At 69.8% G+C, this 17240-nt stretch carries 14 protein-coding genes and 1 pseudogene; 11 read left to right on the plus strand and 4 right to left on the minus strand.

Going from position 1 to position 17240, the window contains the following annotated elements; all coding sequences use genetic code 11:
- The first annotated feature begins 14 nt into the window (after window positions 1–14).
- From CU254_RS17925 to CU254_RS17975, 11 genes are all read left to right on the plus strand, one after another.
- Window positions 15–941 carry a LysR family transcriptional regulator gene (locus tag CU254_RS17925; protein WP_009078074.1) on the plus strand — a complete coding sequence of 309 codons (927 nt, stop codon included), beginning with the start codon at window positions 15–17 and terminating at the stop codon, window positions 939–941.
- 378 nt (window positions 942–1319) lie between these two features.
- Window positions 1320–2582, plus strand: coding sequence for a glutamate-cysteine ligase family protein (locus CU254_RS17930; protein WP_009078077.1), 1263 nt, complete (start codon window positions 1320–1322; stop codon window positions 2580–2582).
- Window positions 2583–2644: 62 nt separating this feature from the next.
- Window positions 2645–3994: an ergothioneine biosynthesis protein EgtB gene (egtB, locus tag CU254_RS17935; RefSeq protein ID WP_009078080.1), complete on the plus strand. Its 1350-nt coding sequence runs from the start codon at window positions 2645–2647 to the stop codon at window positions 3992–3994.
- A 4-nt stretch (window positions 3995–3998) separates the two neighbouring features.
- Window positions 3999–4763 (plus strand): ergothioneine biosynthesis protein EgtC, encoded by a 765-nt coding sequence (egtC, locus tag CU254_RS17940; protein WP_009078082.1) that lies wholly within the window; start codon window positions 3999–4001, stop codon window positions 4761–4763.
- On the plus strand, window positions 4760–5731 hold the full coding sequence (egtD, locus tag CU254_RS17945; RefSeq protein ID WP_009078084.1) for an L-histidine N(alpha)-methyltransferase: 972 nt from the start codon (window positions 4760–4762) through the stop codon (window positions 5729–5731). The genes egtC and egtD overlap by 4 nt, the downstream gene beginning before the upstream one ends.
- The gene (locus CU254_RS17950) at window positions 5724–6194 is read left to right on the plus strand and encodes a nitroreductase family deazaflavin-dependent oxidoreductase (protein ID WP_009078086.1); all 471 of its coding nucleotides are present in this window, start codon (window positions 5724–5726) and stop codon (window positions 6192–6194) included. The genes egtD and CU254_RS17950 overlap by 8 nt, the downstream gene beginning before the upstream one ends.
- 24 nt (window positions 6195–6218) lie before the next feature.
- On the plus strand, window positions 6219–6623 hold the full coding sequence (locus tag CU254_RS17955; protein WP_009078087.1) for an Imm7 family immunity protein: 405 nt from the start codon (window positions 6219–6221) through the stop codon (window positions 6621–6623).
- Window positions 6624–6746: 123 nt separating this feature from the next.
- Window positions 6747–8375: an alpha/beta hydrolase gene (locus CU254_RS17960; RefSeq protein ID WP_037714038.1), complete on the plus strand. Its 1629-nt coding sequence runs from the start codon at window positions 6747–6749 to the stop codon at window positions 8373–8375.
- 117 nt (window positions 8376–8492) lie between these two features.
- The gene (locus tag CU254_RS17965) at window positions 8493–9632 is read left to right on the plus strand and encodes an EfeM/EfeO family lipoprotein (RefSeq protein WP_009078089.1); all 1140 of its coding nucleotides are present in this window, start codon (window positions 8493–8495) and stop codon (window positions 9630–9632) included.
- Window positions 9629–10789, plus strand: a complete 1161-nt coding sequence (locus CU254_RS17970; protein WP_009078090.1) for a Dyp-type peroxidase — start codon at window positions 9629–9631, stop codon at window positions 10787–10789. The genes CU254_RS17965 and CU254_RS17970 overlap by 4 nt, the downstream gene beginning before the upstream one ends.
- 17 nt (window positions 10790–10806) lie before the next feature.
- Complete coding sequence (locus CU254_RS17975) at window positions 10807–12411, plus strand: phospholipase C (RefSeq protein WP_009078091.1); 1605 nt, start codon at window positions 10807–10809, stop codon at window positions 12409–12411.
- Between the two features lie 477 nt (window positions 12412–12888).
- On the opposite strand, the gene CU254_RS17980 is transcribed toward CU254_RS17975, so the two are convergent.
- From CU254_RS17980 to acnA, 4 genes and pseudogenes are all read right to left on the minus strand, one after another.
- Complete coding sequence (locus CU254_RS17980) at window positions 12889–13743, minus strand: IS3 family transposase (protein ID WP_009077419.1); 855 nt, start codon at window positions 13741–13743, stop codon at window positions 12889–12891.
- Window positions 13740–14063 carry a helix-turn-helix domain-containing protein gene (locus tag CU254_RS44140; RefSeq protein WP_234392755.1) on the minus strand — a complete coding sequence of 108 codons (324 nt, stop codon included), beginning with the start codon at window positions 14061–14063 and terminating at the stop codon, window positions 13740–13742. Before CU254_RS44140 ends, CU254_RS17980 begins: the two co-directional genes overlap by 4 nt.
- Window positions 14064–14102: 39 nt before the next feature.
- Window positions 14103–14267, minus strand: a pseudogene (locus CU254_RS44960) (hypothetical protein); the annotation flags it as partial.
- A 134-nt stretch (window positions 14268–14401) separates the two neighbouring features.
- Window positions 14402–17209 carry an aconitate hydratase AcnA gene (gene acnA, locus CU254_RS17985; RefSeq protein WP_037714040.1) on the minus strand — a complete coding sequence of 936 codons (2808 nt, stop codon included), beginning with the start codon at window positions 17207–17209 and terminating at the stop codon, window positions 14402–14404.
- Between the last annotated feature and the right edge of the window lie 31 nt (window positions 17210–17240).

Raw genomic sequence — 17240 nt, forward strand, 5'->3', positions numbered from 1 at the left:
TTTAGGGTTCGTACATGGAGCTTTCGCTGCACCGCTTGAGGATGCTCCGCGAACTGCACCGCAGGGGCACGGTCACCGCGGCTGCCGCGGCGTTGCATTACACCGCTTCGGCGGTATCCCAGCAACTCGCGCAGCTGGAACGAGACGTCGGCGCGAAGCTGTTCGAACGGCTCGGCCGGCGGGTCCAGCTCACCGAACTCGGCATCCTGCTCACCGAGCACGCCGAGGAGATCCTGAGTTCGGTCGAGCGCGCGACGCTCGCGCTGGAGGAAGCGCAGGGCTCGATGTCCGCGCGGCTCACCGCGGGGGTCTGGGCGTCCGTGGCGTCCGGTCTGCTCCCGACCGCGCTCACCGCGCTGGCCGCGGACTACCCGGGAATCCAAGTGCGGACGAAGGAACTGGCCCCGGAGGCGACCGCGGACGCGGTGCGGGACGGCACCCTGGACCTGTCGTTCGTCATCGACTATTCCGATGCTCCGATGGAGTTGAGCGACGGGCTGGAGCGCGCGGTCGTGGCGGTGGAACGGCTGCACGCGGCGGTCCCGGCGGGCGCGCTGCCGTCCGCGACGGCGCCGCTCGACGCGCTGGCGGAGCACCCGTGGATCCTGGCGAGCCCGAAGTCCCATTTCGGCCGCGCGATCCGGATTGCCTGCCAGCGGCACGGTTTCCAGCCGAAAATCAACCACGAGGTCGAGGAACAGTCGACGGCGATGGCGATGGTGGGCGCCGGGCTCGGCGTCACCCTGGTGTCCGATCTGGGCCTGCGGCTGCTGCGCCCGCCGGGGATCGACGTGGTCGCGCTGGCCCCGCCGCTGCTGCGGACGGTGTCGATCGCCTACCGCCGCACGGAGATCCGGCGCCCGGCGCTGCACCTGGTGATCGGCGCGGTGCAGGAGGCGGCGGCGGAGCTGGGGCTGGGGACGGAACCCGCCCTGCCGTGACGCCGTCACCTCGGTGTCCGGTTCGGGCCGGCTGTCGGCGTCGTTCGCGTACGGCGGGGCGGCAGGCGGAGTCGGGGACGGAGCTTGCCCTGCCGTGCCCCGGGCGTCCGATTTGCGCGCTGCGGATGGCGTTGTTGGCGTGCTGCACGAAGATCCGGTACCCGGCCCCGAACCCCGCGCTGCCCGATTCGGGGTGCCCCGGATGGAGCAGCGCGACCGAGTTTGATCTGTTCAGTGAACTCCCAGGTCAACACAGATTACGAGGGTCTTATCGCTCGCCGCCGCGCCTTCTCGGCCCTGTTTTTGTCAGACCCCGCGTGTAGCGTCGCGAAGCGACGAGGTCCGGCCCCGCGGACCTCCTGAGGTGGACGGCGACAGATGACTGCAGTGCACGATTTTCCGGACAGATCCGGGAGTGCGGCGAACCTGACCGCGCGGGTGCTTGCCGACCGTGCGGAAGGGGAGCGGTACGTCGCGTCGGTGTGTTTCAAGCACGGCCCGCCGAGACTGCTCGGGGTGGAACTGGAGTTCACCGTGCACCACGCAGGCGACCCGGTCCGCCCGCTCGACCCCGACGTCCTCGCCACGGCGCTCGGCCCGCACACCCCGCGGACGCTGCGCCCCGACAGTCCCGCGGTCCCGCTCCCGGCCGGTGCGCCGGTGAGCCTGGAACCCGGGTGCCAGGTGGAGATCTCCGCTCCGCCGCAGGCCTCGCTGCGTGCCCTGCACGCGGCTGTGGAGGCCGACCTCGCTCATCTCACCGGACTTCTCGCCCGCCACGGCCTCGAACTCGGGGCCGCGGGCATCGACGAACACCGTCCGCCGCGGCGCATTCTGCGCACGCCCCGCTACGCCGCCATGGAACGCCGGTTCGCCCCGATCGGGGCGGGCGGCATCACCATGATGTGCAGTACCGCGGGCCTGCAGATCTGCGTCGACGCGGGCGAAGCGCACGAGGCCGCCGCGCGCTGGGCGGCCGCGCACGCGATGGGTCCGCCGCTGCTGGCGCTGTTCGCGAATTCCCGGGTGCACGCGGGATCCGACACCGGATTCGCGTCGGCGCGCTGGCTCGCGGTGATGGAAACCGAACCGGTCCGCACCCAGTCGCCCGAACCCGGGGCGGATCCGGCGCGCGAATGGGCCCGCCGGATGATGGACACGCCGCTGATGGTGTTCCCGCGCGGCGAACGGCCGTGGGACGCGCCCGACGGGCTCACCTTCGCCGAGTGGATCGGCGGCCGGGGCGCGGCCGCCGTGCTGCGCCGCCCGACGGTCGCGGACCTCGACTACCACCTCACCACGATGTTCACCCCGGTGCGGCCGCAGGGCTACCTCGAGCTGAGGTACCTCGACGGGCAGCCGCCGGGGGAATGGCTGCCGCCGGTCGCGCTGGTCACCGCGCTGCTGGCGAAACAGTCCACTGTGGACAAAGTGCGCGAGGTGTGCGCGCCGGCGGCCGGCCGCTGGGCCGACGCCGCCCGGTGCGGGATGGCCGACGCGCAGCTGGCCGCGGTCGCCCGGGAGCTGGTGGAACTGGGCATCGCCGGGCTGCCGTCCACCGGGCTGCCCGGGGACACCGTCGCCCGGCTCGCCGCCGGGCTGCGCGCGCGGGCCGCCGGAGTGCCGCGCCAGGACCGATGAGCAGGACCGAGAACACCGCCGGGCCGGGCGCCCGGCGAACCGGACTCGAGGAGTCAGGAGCCATGAGCACCATCCCCGAACAGAACCCGTTGCTGGAGCTGAGCCCGCAAGACCTGCGGGCGCACGCGGCCGCGGCCCTCACCCGGGCGCGCGAGCGCAGCGTGGCCCTCACCGACGCGGTCGACGACGAGGACCTCGTGCGGCAGCATTCGAAACTGATGTCGCCGCTGGTGTGGGACCTCGCGCACATCGGCAGCCAGGAAGAACTGTGGCTGGTCCGCGACGTCGGCGGCCGGGAACCGCTGCGGCCGGACATCGACGACCTCTACGACGCCTTCCAGCACGCCCGCGCGGACCGTCCGTCGCTTCCGCTGCTCGGCCCGGCCGAGGCCCGCGCGTACGTGAAGGAAGTGCGCGAAAAGGCGTTCGACGTCCTGGAAACCGCGCCGCTGGAGGGCCGCCGGCTTACCGAGAGCGCGTTCGCCTTCGGCATGATCACCCAGCACGAGCAGCAGCACGACGAGACCATGCTGGCCACCCACCAGCTGCGCAAGGGCGAACCGGTGCTGCACGCCCCGGAGCCGCCGCGCGCGCCCGCCCGGAAGCTGCCCGCCGAGGTGCTCGTGCCCGGCGGCCGGTTCACCATGGGCACCACCGCCGAACCGTGGGCGCTGGACAACGAACGCCCGGCGCACGAGGTCGACGTGCCCGCCTTCGTCCTCGACACCACCCCAGTCACCTGCGGCGCGTACGTCGAGTTCCTGGACTCCGGCGGCTACCAGGACCAGCGGTTCTGGAGCGAGCCCGGCTGGGCGTACCGGCAGGAGCACGACATCATCGCGCCCCGGTTCTGGCGCCGCGAACCGGACGGCTGGTGGCGCACCCGCTTCGGCGTGCGCGAACGCGTCCCGCAGAACGAGCCGGTCGTGCACGTTTCGTATTACGAGGCGGAGGCGTACGCGCGCTGGGCGGGCAAACGGCTGCCCACCGAGGCGGAGTGGGAGAAGGCCGCCCGATACGACCCGGCGAGCGGCCGGTCGCGGCGATTCCCGTGGGGCGACGAGGAACCGACCGCCGAGCACGCCAACCTCGGGCAGCGCCACCTGCGCCCGGCCGAGGCGGGCGCGTATCCGGCCGGCGCGTCGCCGCTGGGCGTGCACCAGCTGATCGGCGACGTCTGGGAGTGGACGAGCACCGATTTCCACGGCTACCCGGGCTTCTCGGCGTTCCCCTACCGGGAGTACTCGGAGGTGTTCTTCGGGCCGGAGTACAAGATCCTGCGCGGCGGGTCGTTCGGCACCGACGCGGCGGCGATCCGGGGCACGTTCCGCAACTGGGACTACCCGATCCGGCGGCAGATCTTCTCCGGCTTCCGGTGCGCGCGCGATCCGCGCCCGGGCGAGGCGGGCTAGCCGGATGTGCCGTCATCTCGCCTATCTCGGCGCGCCGGCGTCCCCGGCGGAGCTGATGTTCGCCGCGCCGCACGCGCTGCTCGTGCAGTCGTACGCGCCGCTCGACATGCGCGGCGGCGGTTCGGTGAACGCCGACGGCTTCGGCCTCGGCTGGTACCCGGAACCGGGCGCGCCGCCGCAGCGCTACCGCCGCCGCGAACCGCTGTGGACCGACCAGACGCTGCCGGCGCTGGCCGCTTCGGTGCGCACCACGGCGTTCGTCGCGGCGGTGCGCAACGGCACCACCGGAATGCCGGTCACCGAGGCGGCCGCCGCGCCGTTCACCGAGGACCGCTGGCTGTTCAGCCACAACGGCGTGGTGCGCGGCTGGCCCGGGTCGATGCGCGGGCTGGCCGGGCAGCTGGACGTCACCGAGCTGTTCACGCTCGAAGCGCCGACGGACTCCGCACTGCTGTGGGCGTTGCTGCGCGCCCGGCTGCGCGCGGGGGAGGAGCCGCTCCAAGCGGTGACCGGCCTCGTGCGCGAGGTCGAGGCGGTCGCCCCGGGCTCCCGGCTGAACCTTCTGCTCACCGACGGCGAACTGCTCGTCGGCACCGCCTGGACGCACTCGTTGTCCGTGCGCCGCACCGAAACCGGCGTGGTGCTGGCGTCCGAGCCGTGCGATCCGGACCCGGCCTGGACCGCCGTGCCCGACCGCCACGCCGTGCGCGCCACCGCGGCCGGCGTCGACGTTCTTCCCCTGACCCTGGAACGGAGCACCGCCCGATGACCGAAGCGGACCTGGAGAGCCATCGCCGCGACGTGACCGCCGAACTGCGCGCGGACGTGCGCGAGGGACTCACGGCCGACCAGAAATGGTTGCCGCCCAAGTGGTTCTACGACGCCGAAGGCAGCAAGCTGTTCGAGAAGATCACCGCGCTGCCGGAGTACTACCCGACCCGCAGCGAGCGCGAGGTGCTCGCGGACCGGGCGGGCGAGATCGCCGAACGCACTGGCGCGCACACGCTCGTCGAACTCGGGTCGGGGTCGAGCGAGAAAACCCGGCTGCTGCTGGACGCGTTCACCGCGCACGGCACGCTGGAGTCGTTCGTGCCCATGGACGTGTCGGAAACCGCGCTCGCCGAGGCGGCCGCGGCGATCACTGCGGACTACCCGAAGCTCGAGGTGCGCGGGGTGGTCGGCGACTTCACCCAGCACCTGCGGCTGCTGCCGGGCACCGCGCCGCGGGTCGTCGCCTTCCTCGGCGGCACGATCGGCAATTTCCTGCCCGGCGAACGCGCCGAGTTCCTGCGCTCGGTGCGGGACGTGCTCGGCGAGGGGGAGTGGCTGCTGCTCGGCACCGACCTGGTGAAGGACCGCGAAACGCTGGAGCGGGCCTACGACGACGCGGCGGGCGTCACCGCGGCGTTCAACCGCAATGTGCTGCGCGTGATCAACGCCGAACTGGGCGCGGACTTCGACCCGGACGAATTCGACCACGTCGCGTACTGGGACGCCGAGCACGAGTGGATCGAAATGCGGCTGCGCACCCGGCAGCGGACGGAGGTGCGCATTCCCGGCGCGGACCTGATCGTGCCGTTCGCCGAGGGCGAGCACATCCGCACCGAGGTGTCCGCGAAGTTCCGGCCGGACGGCGTCGAGGCGGAACTGAACGCCGCCGGGTTCGCGCTCGAACGATGGTGGACAGACTCACAGGAGCGGTTCGGGGTGAGTTTGGCAAGATCAGTGCGTGCGTAACCCTCTCGCGGCACTCGCCCGCAAGCTCGGCACCCAGCCCCGGCTGATGGGCGCCTCGCGCGCCATCATCGCGACCGACCGGCAGCTGCACCGGTGGTTCGGCGGCCGGATCAGCCTGGTCGGCCTGGCCGGGCTGCCGTCGCTGCGGCTCACCACCACCGGACGGCGCAGCGGCCTGCCGCGGAGCACGAACTTGCTGTACTACCCCCACGGCAGCGAGTTCGTGCTCACCGGCTCCAACTGGGGCCGTCCGAAAAACCCGGCGTGGACCCACAACCTGCGCGACAACCCGAAGGCGACGGTCGCGCTGCGCGGCCGCGAGATCGAGGTCAAGGCGCGGGAGCTGGAAGGCGCGGAGTACGACCGGATGTGGGCGGAACTGCTCGAATTCTGGCCGGGCTACGAAATGGAGCGCGACGCGGCGGGGAGGGAGCTGCCAGTATTCGTTCTGACCCGCTGCTGAGCGGGTCGCGGAGGGGGAGAACGAATGTACAAGTACCACGGCTGGTTCGATCTCGCGGAATCCCCGGCCGAGCCTCCTTGGGGCGAGGAGAAGTTCGACGAGCTGCTCGCGGAGGTCAGCGAGCGGGTGGCCGGTTCCTCTTTCGGTTCCGGCGAAGCGCGGATCGACGTGTTCAACGGCATGCACGTCCTGACGGTGAACGGCATGCCCAACCATCGCGGCCAGGAAGGGCCCGACCTGCTCGAACTTCTGGAGTACGTCGCGCGGACGCTTCCCGGCTCGCACGGCCTGCTCTACATCTGGGACGAGGAGTCGGCCGAACCGCCCGGATTCAGTGGCTACCGGGTCGGCGTCATGGCGCGGGGCGAGCTGACCTTCAGGTTCGACCCGTTCCTTTCGCCGCTCCAGCCGGTCGTCGAGGATCCCTGAGCCGCGGCGTCGCTCGTCGGAACCCGCACTTCCTCCTTTTGGCCGGTGCCCGGCTTGGCCGGATTATGCCAGTCTCGGTGACGCCCCGTAATCAGACGGGTGCGCAACCAGGGGAGATTCCACGTGCGCGGAGCGAAAAGAGCACGAACCGGAGCACTGGTCGCGGCGATCGCGACCGCGTTGACCGGGCTGGCGGGCACTGCTGCGGCAGCGCCCGCCAGCCCGGCGGCGCAGCAGGCCAAACCCGCGGAGATCGCGCGCATCGCGCCGGTCCGGTGGGAGGACTGCACGAAAGACCAGCTGCGCGGGGTCCCGCAAGACCAGCTGAAGCTGTACAGCTGCTCGCGGTACCGCGTGCCGATCGACCACGACGACGCGTCGCTCGGCAGCATCGACATCGCGCTGATGAAGCGCGCCGCCAAGGTTCCCGGCCAGCGGATCGGGTCGCTCTTCCTCAACCCGGGCGGGCCGGGCGGCTCGGGGCTGCGGATGCCGATCGCGGGCGAGCGGTATTTCCGCCCGCAGGTGCTCGACCGCTTCGACCTCGTCGGCTTCGACCCGCGCGGCGTCGGGGCGAGCAATCCGCTGCGCTGCTTCACCACCGCCGAGGACGCCGACGAAGTCCAGGGCCAGATGGTCGCGGTTCCGTTGTCGCGCAAGGAGATCTCCGGCACGCTCGCCGCGTACCGCGACTACGGCCAGTTCTGCCGCCGCAACGCGGGCGCGCTGCTCGACCACATGTCCACCCGCGACGTCGTACGCGACCTCGACCAGTTGCGCGCCGCCGTCGGCGACAAGCAGCTGACCTACACCGGGTTCTCCTACGGCACGCTCGTCGGCTCCACCTACGCCGCGATGTTCCCGAAGCAGACGCGGGCGATCGTGATCGACGGGAACGTCGACCCGCAGCTGCGCACCAACGACGGCGTCACCTACGACCTCGCAAGGGCGCAGGGCTTCGAGATCGCGCTCGACGGTTTCCTCAAGCGCTGTGCCCAGGCCGGCGACAAATGCGCGTTCAGCGCGGGCGACCCGCGGGCGAAGTTCGACGAACTGCGCGAGCACGTGCGCACCGACCCGATCACGCTGCCCGACGGCACGAAGGTCGACATCGGCACGCTGACCAGCGCGGTGTCGAGCGCGCTGTACAAACCGGCCCAGTTCGGCGAACTGGCGGAGGGCTTGCAGCAGGCGTACTCGGCGCTGCACCCGTCGCTGCAGGCGCAGTCCGCGCGCAAGGGAACCCTTTCCGCAGGGCACGGCGGTCTGCTCGACCTCGCCCCGGACAGCCCGTACACCGGCGACGACTCGTACTTCGCGGTGAACTGCGCGGACAAGCCGATGCGGATCCGGCAGGAGCAGGTGCCCGCCATCGCGGGGAAAGCGGACCGGGAATCGCCGACGTTCGGCCGCTACCAGGTCTTCTCCGACATCGCCGCGTGCCCGGTGTGGCCGGCCGCGAAGACGTCCGACCCGTACCGCGGGCCGTGGCGCGCGAACACCGCGACGCCGGTGCTCGTGGTCAGCAACTTCTACGACCCGGCCACCCGGTACCGCTTCGGCCAGCGGATGGCCGAGGAGCTGGGCAACTCGCGGCTGCTGTCGGTCGACGCGTTCGGCCACTGCGTCCTCGGCAGCTCGCGGGGCGTGGACGACGCGGCCGCCGCGTACCTGATCGACCTCAAGGTGCCCGCCGACGGCCAGGTGTTCCAGCCGGACCGGCAGCCGTTCACGCCGCCCGCGAACGGCTGATCGGTTGATCTTGAGGCTGATCTCGGCCCGGAATCGGGCATAACGGCACAACCCTCTTGTCAGCGCCCGGCGGATCGGTGAAAGTGTCCGCCAGAAGTTCACCTGAGGGGAGTTGACGTGCGGCGCTGGGCGGGCGGGTTCGGCGCGGCCGCGGTCCTCGCCGGGACCGCGGCGCTCGCCGGCTGTTCCGGCTCGCCCGCCCAGCCCGGTCCGATCGAGGTTTCGCGCGCGGCCTGCGGCGACGGCTGGACCGCGCCGCCGGCCGGGCCGCAGACCCTCCAAGTGCGCAACAACGCAGCCGTCACGATGGAAATCGAACTCGTCGACCCGGCCACCGGTACGGTCTTCGGGGAACTGGACGGCGTCGGCCCAGGGACTACGCGCGCGTTGCCGGTGAACTTCGGCAACGGCGCGTACGCCCTGCGCTGCGCGCCCGAGGACGGCACGCCGTTCATCGGCCCGACCGTGCAGGTCACCGGCGGCACGGACCGCCCGGGACCGGCCGTGGTGCCGGTGACCAACGCGGATTTGCTCGGCCCGCTCAAGCAGTACCACGCCTATGTCGCCGACGGACTCGGCACGCTCACCGGCCAGACCGCCGCGCTGGCGCAAGCTGTCCGTTCGGGCGATCGCGGTGCGGCGCAACAAGCTTGGCTCACCGCGCACCTCACCTACGAACGGCTCGGCGCTGCCTACCACGCCTTCGGCGATTCGGACAAAGCCATCAACGGCACCACCGCCGGGCTGCCGGACGGAGCCGCCGATCCCGGCTTCACCGGCTTCCATCGCCTCGAGAACGGCTTGTGGCACAACGAAGCGCTGCCGGCGCTGAGCCCGATCGCCGATCAACTCGATCAGGCGGTCCAGAAGCTGCGCACATCGTTCGCCGACGCGCAGATCGACCAGAACGACCTCGGCCTGCGCGCGCACGAGATCATGGAGAACACCCTCCAGTTCGAACTGACCGGCCGCACCGACTACGGCAGCGGCTCGAACCTGGCGACCGCCCGCGCAAACCTCACCGGGACCCGTGCGGTGCTCGACGTCTTGCGCCCACTGCTGACCACGAGGTTCCCCGGCCTGAAAGACCTCGACGCCTGGATCGCGCGCACCGACCACGATCTCCAAACTGTCGCCGGGAAACCGCTCTCCGCCCTCGATCGAAAACAGCGGCAGCGAATCAACGCCGACGTCTCCGAGTTGACCGAACGCCTGGCCCCGGTCGCGGCGATCGCCGAGCCGAGGAGGGTCTCGTGACCCTGGGACGGCGCGCGTTCCTGCGCGGAGCGGCGGCCGCCGGAGCGGGCGCGGGTCTGGTCGGGCTGTCCGGAAGCGCGACGGCGGCCGGGGGAGCGGTGCCGTTCCACGGTCCCCGCCAGACGGCCGTGCTGGCGGAACCAGCGAGACATTCGATCGTCGCCGCGTTCGACGTCGTCGCCGAGAACCGCGCCGAACTCGCCGGCCTGCTCAAGGAACTCACCGCTCGCGCGCGGTTCCTCGCCAGCGGCGGCGCGCCCGCGTCGGTCGGGATCACCGGGCCGCCCGCGGATTCCGGCGTGCTCGGCCCGGAGGTCCCGAAAGGCGAGCTGTCCGTGCTGGTCGGCGCGGGCGCCTCGCTGTTCGACGACCGGTACGGGCTCGCCGCGCGCAAACCGCCGAAGCTCAAGCAGATGCCGACGTTCCCGGACGACGCGCTCGATCCGCAGTGGTGCCACGGCGATCTGAGCCTCGTCCTCAACGCCGCCGAACCGGACACCGTGCTGCACGCGTTGCGCGACATCGCCCGCGCGACCCGGGGCGGGATGCAGCTGCGCTGGAAGATCGACGGGTTCAGCTCGCCGCCGCGTCCGTCCGGGACGCCGCGCAACCTGCTCGGGTTCAAGGACGGCACCGCGAACCCCGGACCGTCCGAAGCGGACAGTCTCGTGTGGACCGACGACGGCGGCAGCTACCAGGTCATCCGGCTGATCCGGATGCTGGTCGAGTTCTGGGACCGGGTGTCGCTGTCCGAGCAGGAGAACATGATCGGCCGCCGCCGCGACACCGGCGCGCCCCTCGACGGTGCGGCCGAACAGGACGTGCCGCGCTACGCCGAGGACCCGGTCGGCACGGTCATCCCGCTGACCAGCCACATCCGGCTCGCGAACCCGCGCACGCCGCAGACGGACGGACAGCGGATCCTGCGCCGCGCGGTCAACTACGACCGCGGCGTGGACTCCAACGGCAACCTCGACCTGGGCCTCGTCTTCACCTGTTACCAGCGCGATCTCAAGCAGCAGTTCGAGGCCGTGCAGAAGCGGCTCGCCGGGGAGCCGCTCATCGACTACGTCTCGCCGTTCGGGGGCGGGTATTTCCACCTGTTCCCGGGCGTGACGGATCCGGCCGACCACTACGGCCGGGCGATGCTGGGCTGAGCGGAAGGAGTTCTGCAGTGAAGCGGACCAGGAAGCGGGCCACCGCGGCGGCCGCGCTGGCGGCGACCGCGGCGCTGGCCGCGGCGTGCGCGAGCAGTTCGGCGTCGCCCTCGGCCCCGGCGCGCGCGATCGCCGCCGAGACGTTCGCGACGTCGACGCCGATCAAGCACGTCGTGGTGATCTTCGGCGAGAACATCTCCTTCGACCACTACTTCGGCACCTATCCGAACGCCACCAACGAAAACGGCACCCCGTTCCACGCCGCGCCCGGCACCCCGAAGGTCAACGGCCTCACTCCCGAGCTGCTGCAGCACAACCCGAACGCCTACAACCCGAAGCGGCTGAGCCCGGACCAGGCGCTCACTTGCGACCAGGCGCACGACTACAAGAAGGAACAGGCCGCGTTCAACGGCGGCAAGATGGACAAGTTCGTCGAGTACACCGAGAAGGACAAGTGCACCGGGCAGCCCGTGCTGTTCGGCGAGCCGGGTCTGGTGATGAACTACTTCGACGGCAACACTGTTACCGCGATGTGGAATTACGCGCAGCATTACGCGTTGAATGACAATTCCTTCAATACGGTTTTCGGGCCGTCCAGTCCTGGTGCGATCAATCTGATTTCCGGTCAGACGCATGGGTTGCAGCCGGTGGATTCGGTTACCGGCGAGCCTAAGGTGGATCCGCGTACGGCGGCTTCGCCGGATGCCCGTGGCGTGGGGACCATGATCACGGATCCGGACCCGGCGTTCGACGACTGTTCGGACAAGAATCACACCGCTAAGGACAATCTCGGGGAGTTCCGGGGGCGGAATGTCGGTGATTTGCTGAATGCGCGTGGGGTTACCTGGGGGTGGTTCCAAGGGGGGTTCCGGCCTACTGGTGAGGCTAACGGGTATGCCGTTTGCGGGGCCAAGCATGCGAATGTGGGCGGGCAGGCTTCGGTTGATTACAGTCCGCATCACGAGCCGTTCCAGTATTACCGGTCTACTGCTAATCGGAAGCATCTGCCGCCGTCGTCGTTGGCTGCGGTGGGGCAGCAGGATCAGGCTAATCATCAGTATGATGTTCGGGACTTCAATGACGCGCTTGCGGCGGGGACTATGCCTGCGGTGAGTTTTCTGAAGGCTCCGGAGTATCAGGACGGGCATGCCGGGTACTCGGATCCGTTGGACGAGCAGGCGTTCGTGGCTGAGGAGATTAATCGGATCCAGGCTTCGCCGCAGTGGAAGAATACGGCGATTGTGTTGGCTTATGACGATTCCGACGGTTGGTATGATCATGTTCCGGCCCGGGTGGTGAACGGGTCGCATGATTTGGCGCAGGATGCTTCGATTTGTACGGCTGAGCCGGTTAAGTTGGGTGGGTTTGCGGATCGGTGTGGGTATGGGCCGCGACTGCCGTTGTTGGTGATTTCTCCGTTCAGTCGGGTTAATTATGTTGATCACACCGTGACGGATCAGACTTCGGTGTTGCGGTTTATCGAGGACAACTGGCATTTGGGGCGGGTTGGCGGCGGGTCGTTCGATGTGATGGCTGGGTCGTTGTCGGGGATGTTCGACTTTTCGCGTGCGGGGGCGGGGGTGGTGAGGGTGGATCCTCAAACTGGTGCGGTTGTTGGGTAGGGGGGCGTTTCGGCTCGTCGCCTGGCGGCGACATTGCTATTGGGTGGTTGCGTGGGGCACCCCGATTTTTCATTGTGCTGACGGTTCGGGGGTGCTTGTCAAGGCGGGAAAGATGCCTTGACAAGCACCCCCGAACCGCAGGGCGGCTTTGTATCGGGGTTGGGGGAGGGGTGGGTGCCCCCGGTGGTTGGGGTGCATCGGTGGCGGTTTGTTGCTCGGCTTGGGTGCTGCGCTGTTTGGGTGCATCGGCGGCGGTTTTTTCGCGGCTTGGGCGTCGCTGCGTTGGGCGGAGCGGGGAGCGCCCCAATGTGGCATTGGGTGCATGTGACGCACCCAATGTGGCATTCGTTGCGTCTGACGCACCCAATGTGGCATTGGGGCGCGGAGGCGGCGGGGCGGGAGTGTCGTGAGGGGAACCCTGAGGGACTCAGAGTCCCTCTGAACTGGGCCCCGGAAGTTGGACTGGTTATGTAGAGGTTAGGCGGCGAGGGTCTGGGCCCGGTATTCGGCCGGGCTCAGGCCTTGGAGCGTGGTGGAGATGCGGGTGGTGTTGTACCAGTCGATGTAGTCGTGCAGTGCCGTGATGAACGTGTCGACGGTGTCGAACTTGGTGTGGTGGAAGAGTTCTTCTTTGAGGTGGCCGAAGAAGTTCTCGGCGACGGCGTTGTCCAGGCAGGTGGCTCGCCGGGACATCGACTGGGTCAGGCCGGCGTCGGCGAGCAGGGAGCGCCAGGAGGCGTGCCGGTACTGGAAGCCCTGGTCGGAGTGCACCAGCGGGCGGGCTCCGGCGGGCAGGGTCGCGATCGCGGCGCGCAGCGAGGAGTTCGTCAGCTCCAGCGTCGGGGACGGCCCGCAGGCGTAGGCGATCACGGACCGGTCGAACAGGTCGATCACGGGCGAGAGGTAGACCTTGCGGTCGCCGATGCGGAACTCGGTCACGTCGGTGACCCATTTGGTGTCCGGGGCCTCGGCGCCGAACTCGCGGTTGAGCAGGTTCTCGGCGGCCGTGCCGGGCCGGCCGGGCCAGGACCGGCGCCGGCGCGGCCGCCGGACCTGGCAGACCAGGCCGAGGGCGTTCATCAGCGCGAGCACGGTTTTCTTCGCCACCCGCCAGCCGGCGCGGGCCAGGACCGTGTGGATCCGCCGGTGCCCGTAGCGGCCGCGGGCGGCCTCGAACGCCTCGGCGATCGCGGCCTTGAGCCCGGCGTGCGGGTCGGGCCGGTCGGGCCGGGCCTGGTGGTAGAAGAACGTCGACCGGGCCAGGCCCGCGACCGCCAGCAGCACCGGCAGCGGATAGTCGGCCTTGAGGGCGGCGACGGCCTGGGTTTTCACCCTCGCCCCTGCTCCCTCAAGGCCCGCAATTTTTTTAGGTAGGCGTTCTCCGCCGACAGCCGCAGGTTCTCCGCCCGCAACCGCTCCAGCTCGCCGGGACCCGGCGAGTCCGCGACACCGGGCGGACGGCCTTTCGGCTTGGGCCGCAACGCGTCCTCTCCCTCGCGCCGATACGCCCGCGCCCAGTTCTCCACGAGTTTGGGCGAGGACAGCCCGTGCTCGCGCGCCAGCTCGGCCGCGGTCGCCTCGCCGCCGACATACCGGCGCACGACCTCCAGCTTGAACTCGAACGCGAACGACCGCCTGCCTGGCTTGTCCATCAGCGCTCCCGCGCTCCGCAGCCTCCAACGATCACGCAAGCGTCGCACGGCACCCGCCGACACCCCCAACCGGGACGCCACGGCCTTCGCGCCATACCCGTCCTCGAACAACGCAACAGCGGACGCCCGCTGCCACTCAGACAACGAACTGCGTGGATGCAACGAACCACTCCCCGGACAGCTGGAACTGGATTCCCAGTCCAACTTCCGGGGCGCAGTTCACTCAGGGTTCCCCTCACGGACGTGGCACGAGGGCGCCCGGTGCGGAGCGGCGGCCGGAAACCAAGCGTGGCCCGCCCCGGGGAACCGGGGCGGGCCACGTACTTGGGGTCAGACCGTCAGGACTGGGTCATCTTCCGCAGGACGTACTGCAGGATGCCGCCGTTGCGGTAGTAGTCCGCCTCGCCGGGGGTGTCGATGCGGACGACCGCGTCGAACTCGACCTTCGAGCCGTCTTCCTTCGTGGCCGTCACGTGGACCGTGCGGGGGGTTTCGCCCTCGTTCAGCTTCGTGATGCCCTCGATGTCGAACGTCTCGGTCCCGTCCAGTTTCAGCGACGACGCCGACTCGCCCTCCGGGAACTGCAGCGGGATGACGCCCATGCCGATCAGGTTCGAGCGGTGGATGCGCTCGAACGACTCGGTGATCACCGCGCGCACGCCCAGCAGGCTGGTGCCCTTGGCCGCCCAGTCGCGGGACGAACCGGAGCCGTACTCCTTGCCGCCCAGCACGACCAGCGGGGTGCCCGCCGCGGCGTAGTTCTGGGCCGCGTCGTAGATGAAGGCCTGCGGGCCGCCCTCCTGGGTGAAGTCGCGGGTGTAGCCGCCCTGCACGTCGTCCAGCAGCTGGTTGCGCAGCCGGATGTTCGCGAAGGTCCCGCGGATCATGACCTCGTGGTTGCCGCGGCGCGAGCCGTAGGAGTTGAAGTCCTTGCGCTCGATGCCGTGCTCGGTCAGGTAGCGGCCGGCCGGGGTGTCGGCCTTGATCGCGCCGGCGGGGGAGATGTGGTCGGTGGTGACCGAGTCGCCCAGCTTCGCCAGCACCCGGGCGCCCGAGATGTCCCGCACCGGAGCCGGTTCGGCGGTCATGCCGTCGAAGTACGGGGGCTTCCGGACGTAGGTGGACTCGGCGTCCCAGTCGAAGGTCTTGCCGGTCGGCGTCGGGAGCGACTTCCAGCGCTCGCCGCCGTCGAACACGTCCGCGTAGTCCTTCGAGAACATCTCCTGCGTGATCGCGGAGTCGATGGTCTCCTGGATCTCCTGCGGCGACGGCCAGATGTCCTTGAGGAACACGTCGTTGCCTTCGGAGTCCTGGCCCAGCGGCTGGTTCTCGAAGTCGAAGTCCATCGTCCCGGCCAGCGCGTACGCGATGACCAGCGGCGGCGACGCCAGGTAGTTCATCTTGACGTCCGGGTTGATCCGGCCCTCGAAGTTCCGGTTGCCCGACAGCACCGACACGACGGTCAGGTCGTTCTCCTGCACCGCGGCCGAGACCTCCTCGGGCAGCGGGCCCGAGTTGCCGATGCAGGTGGTGCAGCCGTAGCCGACCAGGTGGTAGCCGAGCTTCTCGAGGTACGGCCAGAGACCGGCCTTCTCGTAGTAGTCGGTGACGACCTGCGAGCCGGGAGCCATCGACGTCTTGACCCACGGCTTGACCGACAGGCCCTTGTCGACCGCGTTGCGCGCGAGCAGCGCCGCGCCGAGCATGACCGACGGGTTGGAGGTGTTGGTGCACGAGGTGATCGAGGCGATCACGACGGCGCCGTGGTCGAGCACGAACTCGCCGCGGTCGGCGCTGGACACCTTGACCGGCTTGCTCGGCCGCCCGGTGGCCCCGTTGGCCGCGGACTGCACCGGCACGGCGGTCTCGTCCTGGAACGACAGCGCGGGCGCGTCGGAGGCCGGGAAGCTCTCCTCGACCTTCTCGTCGACGTTGGTGTGCGGGGTGGGCTGCTCGCCCTCCACGTAGTCGTGCACCGACTTGCGGAACGAGGACTTCGCGTCGGACAGCTCGATGCGGTCCTGCGGGCGCTTCGGGCCGGCGATCGACGGGACGACCGTCGACAGGTCCAGCTCGAGGTACTCGGAGTACTGCGCCTCGTGCGACGGGTCGTGCCAGAGGCCCTGCTCCTTGGCGTACGCCTCGACCAGCGCGACCTGCTCGGCCGAGCGGCCGGTCAGCTTGAGGTAGCGGACGGTCTCCTCGTCGATCGGGAAGATCGCCGCGGTGGAGCCGAACTCCGGGCTCATGTTGCCGATGGTGGCGCGGTTGGCCAGCGGTACCTGGGCGACGCTCTCGCCGTAGAACTCGACGAACTTGCCGACCACGCCGTGGCGGCGCAGCATCTCGGTGATCGTGAGCACGACGTCGGTCGCGGTCACGCCGGCCGGGATCTCGCCGGTCAGCTTGAAGCCGACGACGCGCGGGATCAGCATGGAGACCGGCTGGCCGAGCATGGCCGCCTCGGCCTCGATGCCGCCGACGCCCCAGCCCAGCACGCCGAGGCCGTTGACCATGGTGGTGTGCGAGTCGGTGCCGACGCAGGAGTCCGGGTAGGCCTGGCCGTTGCGCGCCATGACGGTGCGGGCCAGGTGCTCGATGTTGACCTGGTGCACGATGCCGGTGCCCGGCGGGACGACCTTGAACTCGTCGAAGGCGCCCTGGCCCCAGCGCAGGAACTGGTAGCGCTCGCGGTTGCGCTCGTACTCGATCTCGACGTTGCGCTCGAAGGCGTCCGCGCGGCCGAACACGTCGATGATCACCGAGTGGTCGATGACCATCTCGGCCGGAGCGAGCGGGTTGACCTTGTCCGGGTCGCCGCCGAGGTCGGTCACGGCCTCGCGCATGGTGGCCAGGTCGACCACGCAGGGCACGCCGGTGAAGTCCTGCATGATCACCCGGGCGGGCGTGAACTGGATCTCGGTCGACGGGTCCGCGTTCGGATCCCAGCCGCCGAGCGCGCGGATGTGGTCGGCGGTGATGTTCGCGCCGTCCTCGGTGCGCAGCAGGTTCTCGAGGAGGATCTTCAGGCTGTAGGGCAGCCGCGCGGAGCCTTCGACCTTGTCCAGGCGGAAGATCTCGTACGAGTTCTCTTCCACCTGCAAGGTGTCCTTGGCGCCGAAGCTGTCCTTGCTAGGTGCAGTCACGTCTAACTCCAGTGGCATGGATTCCACGCCG

It is taken from the genome of Amycolatopsis sp. AA4 (assembly GCF_002796545.1).
Taxonomy (GTDB): domain Bacteria; phylum Actinomycetota; class Actinomycetes; order Mycobacteriales; family Pseudonocardiaceae; genus Amycolatopsis.

Coding starts and splice junctions, on each gene's coding strand:
- egtD (WP_009078084.1), top strand. CDS start 4,760: ATGACCGAAGCGGACCTGGAGAGCCATCGCCGCGACGTGACCGCCGAA.
- CU254_RS17955 (WP_009078087.1), top strand. CDS start 6,219: ATGTACAAGTACCACGGCTGGTTCGATCTCGCGGAATCCCCGGCCGAG.
- CU254_RS17930 (WP_009078077.1), top strand. CDS start 1,320: ATGACTGCAGTGCACGATTTTCCGGACAGATCCGGGAGTGCGGCGAAC.
- egtB (WP_009078080.1), top strand. CDS start 2,645: ATGAGCACCATCCCCGAACAGAACCCGTTGCTGGAGCTGAGCCCGCAA.
- egtC (WP_009078082.1), top strand. CDS start 3,999: ATGTGCCGTCATCTCGCCTATCTCGGCGCGCCGGCGTCCCCGGCGGAG.
- CU254_RS44140 (WP_234392755.1), bottom strand. CDS start 14,063: ATGGACAAGCCAGGCAGGCGGTCGTTCGCGTTCGAGTTCAAGCTGGAG.
- CU254_RS17925 (WP_009078074.1), top strand. CDS start 15: ATGGAGCTTTCGCTGCACCGCTTGAGGATGCTCCGCGAACTGCACCGC.